At 57.3% G+C, this 6046-nt stretch carries 3 protein-coding genes; 1 reads left to right on the plus strand and 2 read right to left on the minus strand.

The annotated features are described in order from the left end of the window. Positions 1–219: 219 nt before the first annotated feature. Positions 220–1026, minus strand: coding sequence for a MerR family transcriptional regulator (locus tag KQI26_RS14735; protein WP_216505004.1), 807 nt, complete (start codon positions 1024–1026; stop codon positions 220–222). Between the two features lie 179 nt (positions 1027–1205). Between KQI26_RS14735 and KQI26_RS14740 the strand changes: the two genes are divergently transcribed. Next, positions 1206–4526, plus strand: coding sequence for an S-layer homology domain-containing protein (locus KQI26_RS14740; RefSeq protein WP_216505005.1), 3321 nt, complete (start codon positions 1206–1208; stop codon positions 4524–4526). A 651-nt stretch (positions 4527–5177) separates the two neighbouring features. Here the strand turns inward: KQI26_RS14740 and KQI26_RS14745 are convergent. Beyond that, positions 5178–5636 carry a GNAT family N-acetyltransferase gene (locus tag KQI26_RS14745; protein ID WP_216505006.1) on the minus strand — a complete coding sequence of 153 codons (459 nt, stop codon included), beginning with the start codon at positions 5634–5636 and terminating at the stop codon, positions 5178–5180. Positions 5637–6046: the final 410 nt, after the last annotated feature.

A 6046-nucleotide genomic window follows, 5' to 3' on the forward strand; every position in this document is an offset into this window, starting at 1 on the left:
TCGACCCCAACGCCACCTGCACAAGAGCACAGATCGCAGCCTTCCTGGCACGCTCCATGAAGTAATGCGAAAAAACACAGCCCCGGTACCTTTCGCAGGGAACCGGGGCTGTTTGGCGTTTTCTGAGGTCAGGTAGCCTTCATTGTTTCCAGCGGCGCAAAATACAGTTTTATTTGGGCGCGGCATTCCAACGGAAAAAACGGTTGAATCGCCAACGGCTTATTCCTCCACCGGCAGGACGATGCGGGAGCAATACCGCTGTGTCTCGATCTCCCGGCCTGAGTAGGGGGCCACGATGCCCAGCACCCGCACGAACCCCGCGGGTTTCAGCCCCCGCTCTCTGACCTCCCGGCCCAGCGCCAGAAACGCTTCGTCCACGCCGCTGTAATCGCCGTAGTAGAGTACCGACAGGGCACGGCATTCCGGCAGCGTCACCGCCTCCTTGGGGGCGTTTTCAGGCCGCACCGGCACGCACACTTGAAAAGGATATGGCGTGTCGCCAACGCGGCTCTCCAGATAGTCCGTCCGCTCCAAGATGGTGAAGATCGGCTCGTCGGAGAGCCGGCAGCCCCGGCGGACACACTGGCCGTAAAAGTCGTACATGGCGTTGTATTTATCCGCGATGGTGTGCCCCTCGCAGCGGCGCATACAGCAGGTCACGGCGGGCAGGGTCATCAGCTGGATGGATATTCCGCCGCCCTCCCCGGCCCGCAGGCGCAGCTCCTCCACGCCCCGGGAAAGCTCCCGGAGCCGTTCCTCCAGCATGGACAGCAGATCCGTCACCTCGCCGCCGCTGGCAAAGTACCCGGCGATCTCCTCCGTGCCGAGGCCCATGGCCTTGAACTTTTCGATCTGCAAAACACGGGCCACATTGTGGTTGTCGTAGTACCGCCGTCCGCTGTCCGGCGCGATGTAGGCGGGCGTGAGCAGGCCCTTTTCCTCCATGCGCAGGAGCGTACTGCGGGAAAGACCGCAGGCGTGCGCCGCCTCGGTGATCTGAAAGAGCGCTTTTTTATCCTTTTCCATAGCAAAATCTCCTCAATTAACACTTGCTTCGTTCATGGGTGGACGGGTTATACTGCCATTATACGAAACGCACCGCCGCTGTCAAGACCGGCGGCGGACAAAAGCATTGTGGTGCGGGCCCGCACCACAGCCTTCGGGGCCCCCGAAGGCTGAATGAGCCTTGGAGAGGAGATACGATCATGAGAATTTGGAAACGACTGCTGGGCACGGCGCTGTGCCTGTGCGCGGCGGTGTGCCTGATGAGCGTCAGCGCCAGCGCGGCGGAGCATAACCATCCCATCTGCGGAGATACAACCAAATGCACAAATCCTGACCATAGTGGTGGAAAACATGGCGATGCTGTGGAGTGGATTAAGGTGATGCAGACAAATGTTACCGATAACAACGGCGAACTGAAGCTCGAGGACGGAAAAAGCTACTATCTGGGCGAAAATATCAGCGTAAAATACGACATCACCATCAAAGGCACGGTCAACCTTTGCCTGAACGGGCACAGCATCACAAAAACTTCGGAGAGCGGTACCTTCGAGGGCGTCATCACGGTCACACCTACGGCCACAGCTGGTTCATCTTTCACGCTCTGCGACTGCAACGGAAGCGGCGCGGGCAACGGCAATATCACCCACGCGAATGACGTGACCGGAAGGGGCGTGCTCGTCAGTTCAAGCGACTCCAAACAAGCCTCCTTTATCATGTACGGCGGCAAAATCAGCGGCAACCATGCAGGTACTGCCCTACGGGGTGAGGATGGCGCCGGCGTACGGGTTCAAAACGCTTCTTTCAAAATGTACGGCGGCACCATCACCGACAACCATGTTGAGAAGGCGTCAAACGACGGCGGCGGCGGTGTGGCTGTGAGTACCGGCGGAAAGTTTATCATGTACGGCGGCGAGATCAGCTGCAACACATCGAATGGCGACTGCGGCGGCGTAGCCGTGGTGGGATCTTCTTTCCAGATGTACGGCGGCACCATCAGTGGCAACACCGCGACCGGCATCGTCGGCGGTGTAGGCCTCTGGAATAACTCATTCACGCTGTCCGGCGGCACCATCAGCGACAATACAGCAAAAGGTGACGGCGGCGGCGTGTATTTCAGGGGCGACACCCTGACCATCTCCGATACGGTGGAGATCAGCGGCAACTCCGCAGCCAACGGCGGCGGTGTGTATTTTAACGGCAGTTCATTCAATGTCTCCGGCAAAGTCAGCATCACCGGGAACAAAAAGGGCGCCACCTCTACCGGCAGCGGCCTGAACGGCGGAACGGACAACAATGTCTATCTGCCGGACGGCAAGACCATCACTGTTGCGGGCGCATTGACCGGCAGAAATCAAATCGGCGTGACGACGAAAAACACACCGAGCACTTCTGCCTATGTTCAGATAGCTTCAGGAAACAAGGACTATGCTCTCCCCGATAAATTCCGGTACGAAAACGACGGCGCTATTGCTGTCAGCGCGGTCGTCAGCGGCAACAACGCCAAGCTCGTCGCGTGCCGGCACAACTGGTCAAATGAATGGAAAAGCGACCCCCACCAGCACTGGCATGTGTGCTCTATCTGCAATGGCAAAAACGATCCGGCTGCGCACACCTATGACCAAGAATCGGTGAAGGATATCTATAAGGCTTCCGATGCGAACTGTGTATCTCCGGCTCGCTACTACACATCCTGCGTCTGCGGGAAAAAGAGCACGGAAACCTTTGAAAACGGCGGAATAAACCCCGCCAACCACAGCGGCGTGTTGGGCGATTGGCGGTCCGATGAAAACAATCACTGGAAAGAGTATACTTGCTGCCATGTCCACGCGAATAAAGGCATCCATCAATGGGACGATGGAAAGATAACCACCGTCGCCACCTGCACGACCGCGGGCGAAAAGACCTATACCTGCACCGATTGCAAAAGGGAAAAAACGGAGATCGTCAATGCCACGGGACACAACTGGTCCGACGCTTGGATGCACGACGACACCCACCATTGGCACGATTGCAAAAATGGCTGTACTGAAAAAAATGACTACGGCCCGCACAGCGGCGGCGCGGCGAATTGCACCGAAAAAGCAAAGTGCACGACCTGCGGCACAGCCTACGGCACCCTTGACGCCAACGGCCACGACTGGGGCGCTTGGGCCGTCACCAAGCAAGCCACCACGAGCGCCGAGGGCGAGAAGACGCGCACCTGTAAGCGGAACTCCTCTCATACGGAAACGCTCGCCATTCCCAAGCTCACGCCCGCGCCGTCCGGCGGCGGGAGCAGCAGTGCACCGGCCATTACCGTCCCTGTCAGCGGCAGCGGCGACACCGTGCATGTTTCGGCAAGCGTCAGCGGCAGCACGGCGGAGGTCAAGGAGATCAAGAGCGCCGAGCTGGACAAGATCGGCACGGACAGCGCCGTGGTCATCGACCTGTCCGGCCTGAACAAGGGCGTGACGGGCGTGACGCTGTCCACCGATACCATCGACAGCATTTGCAAAACCAAGGCCGACGGCGTGACCATCAAGCTGCCGAATGCGGAGCTGCGCGTCGACCGGCAGACGCTCGCCGCAGTGACCGAGCAGGCAGCGGGCAGCAAGATCCGGCTGGTGGTGGAGCCCGACAGCACGGCAAGGGGCACCATGACCGCCGCGCAGAGAAGCACCCTGGCCGGCATGAAAAATGCCGCCGCGCTGGAGGCCTACTTCGTTTCCAACGGCACGCGCATCCACGATTTCAAGGGCGGCAGCGTGGAGCTGATCATCCCCTATCGGGCCGAAGGCGCGATCCGCGCCTGGTTCCTCAAGGAAGACGGCACCCGCGAGCCGGTTTCTGCGCGCTATGACAAGGAGAACGCACAGCTGATCCTGCACCACTTCTCCCACTATGTGATCGAGGAGCTGGACAGCAGCGCGGCCTATACCGTCTGCCCGAAGGACAACACCTGCCCCATCTGGCCCTTTGCGGACGCCGTGTCTACGGCGTGGTATCACGACGGCGTGCATTACTGCCTTGAGAACGGCCTGATGCGGGGCGTTTCCGGCGGAAAATTCCTGCCGGACGGCAGCACCACCCGCGCCCAGCTCGTCACGATTTTGTGGCGGCTGGAGGGCAGCCCCGAAACGACCGGCGTGGTGCGCTTCGGCGACACCGCCGGCGGCGCATGGTACACCGAGGCCGTCCGTTGGGCGGCGGGCTGCGGTGTGGTCAAGGGGTACGATAATGGGCGCTTCGGCCCCAATGACGCCGTGACCCGGGAGCAGATGGCGGCGATCCTGTACCGCTACGCACAGCACAAGGGCTATGATGTGAGCGCCGGAAAGGACACGAATATTCTGAGCTTCGACGATGCCTTCGCCGTCAGCGAGTACGCCATTCCCGCCATGCAGTGGGCCTGCGGCTCCGGCATGGTGCGCGGCATCGAGCAGAAGGGCGGGATGCTCCTTGCCCCCAGAGATACGACCACCCGCGCCCAGACCGCGACGCTGCTCATGCGGTTTCAGAGCGCCTTTGCCAAGGCGTCTTGACCCACTTTTGACCCAGAACCCGAAAAAAGCGGGCAGGGCTGGATGGAAACAATGGGAAATCCGCCGAACGAATGGCGGTAAAAAGCACAAAACGGAGCCGAAACGGCTCCGATTTGTGCGTGAGACAACCTACGGACCAGAAGGCCGGGGGTTCGAATCCCTCACGGCGTACCAAAAGTCCTCGAAATCATCTGATTTCGAGGACTTTTGCTTTTCATAAGTTCCGTTTTTAGTGTGCCGCTTTTGGGGCTTGGCCGTGGGTGCTCCCAAAGAACGCAGAAAGCCTGCGGGACAGCGATGCGCTTATGCGCGTCGCTGTCCCGAGGCGTCGCGGCCCCGCTGGGCTGCGTGATCTTTTTGCAATTTGGTGATGCTGCTGTTTTTTCACTCTGTGCGCAGCACTTTCTGTGCGCAGCATTTTCTGAATGTGCGAGGCAGGGGGGTATTACTACCCTCGGCGTGCTTTGTGTGCTGCTGAAACGCCGGACGGTCGCTTGCAAAAGCGGCTAACTTGCTGTTTTCTGAGGTCGGGTGGGCGTAGTTCCCCGCACGATTCCTATTTTCTTGCGAATACACAGAATTTTCTGTTGGCAGTTCCAGTTGCAAACGCTTTTGCGTTATGGTACGATAAGTTCAGCAAACTGGAAGTTGTCATACCGCCATCACATAGACTTGACAAGGATTCCATTCGTCCCATAACGTTGGAAATACTTCAAACTCTTTAAAGCCAAGAGAAATGTAAAACTGGTTCGTGTGATCATATTCTTCATATTTCCCCATTTGAACAGTTTTTACCTGAATAAATGAATAGCCGCTTTCCTTTATGCTGCTTTTTGCATATTCAAACAGTGCTTTTCCTATTCCATGGCGATGATATTCTTTTAGTACACCCATAACTGCAAGCTCAACCGTGTCTTTCCCTGTTTGCTTGAGATATAAAAAGCCCACGGCTTTTTCCTTTTCCATAGCACAAAAGAAAGCTTTTCCCACGCTGTCACGGATATATTCCTCTCGTGATTCCGGAATTCCAAACCATTCAGGCAACGCTTCCAGTATATTTCTGGCAATATACTTCTTATCCGCATCATTTATTACTTGAATTATTTTCATAGGATTATTTACCTCCGCAAATCCCGATTTGTTGCACAATTATCGCATTTAAATTGTACCATAAAACTTGTGAACAATTCTACCGTCATTATCGTAAATCAATTCTGCTCTGGAGGTCAACGGCATTCGGCTGGACTGCACGAATGATGAGGTCGTCGAGGTCGGCCTTGCTGTCGCCTCCGGCGCGATGGACGACGAGACGCTGTTGGAGTGGGTGCGGGCGCACCGTGTCTGACCCACTTTTGACCCAGAACAGGATCAGGGCGGGCAGGGCTGGATGGAAACAATGGAAAAATCCGCCGAACGAATGGCGGTAAAAAGCACAAATCGGAGCCGAAATGACTCTGATTTGTGCGTGAGACAACCTACGGATCAGAAGGCCGGGGGTTCGAATCCCTCACGGCGTACCA

It is taken from the genome of Intestinimonas sp. MSJ-38 (genome assembly GCF_018917925.1).
GTDB lineage: Bacteria > Bacillota > Clostridia > Oscillospirales > Butyricicoccaceae > Pseudobutyricicoccus.

Coding starts and splice junctions, on each gene's coding strand:
- KQI26_RS14735 (WP_216505004.1), bottom strand. CDS start 1,026: ATGGAAAAGGATAAAAAAGCGCTCTTTCAGATCACCGAGGCGGCGCAC.
- KQI26_RS14740 (WP_216505005.1), top strand. CDS start 1,206: ATGAGAATTTGGAAACGACTGCTGGGCACGGCGCTGTGCCTGTGCGCG.
- KQI26_RS14745 (WP_216505006.1), bottom strand. CDS start 5,636: ATGAAAATAATTCAAGTAATAAATGATGCGGATAAGAAGTATATTGCC.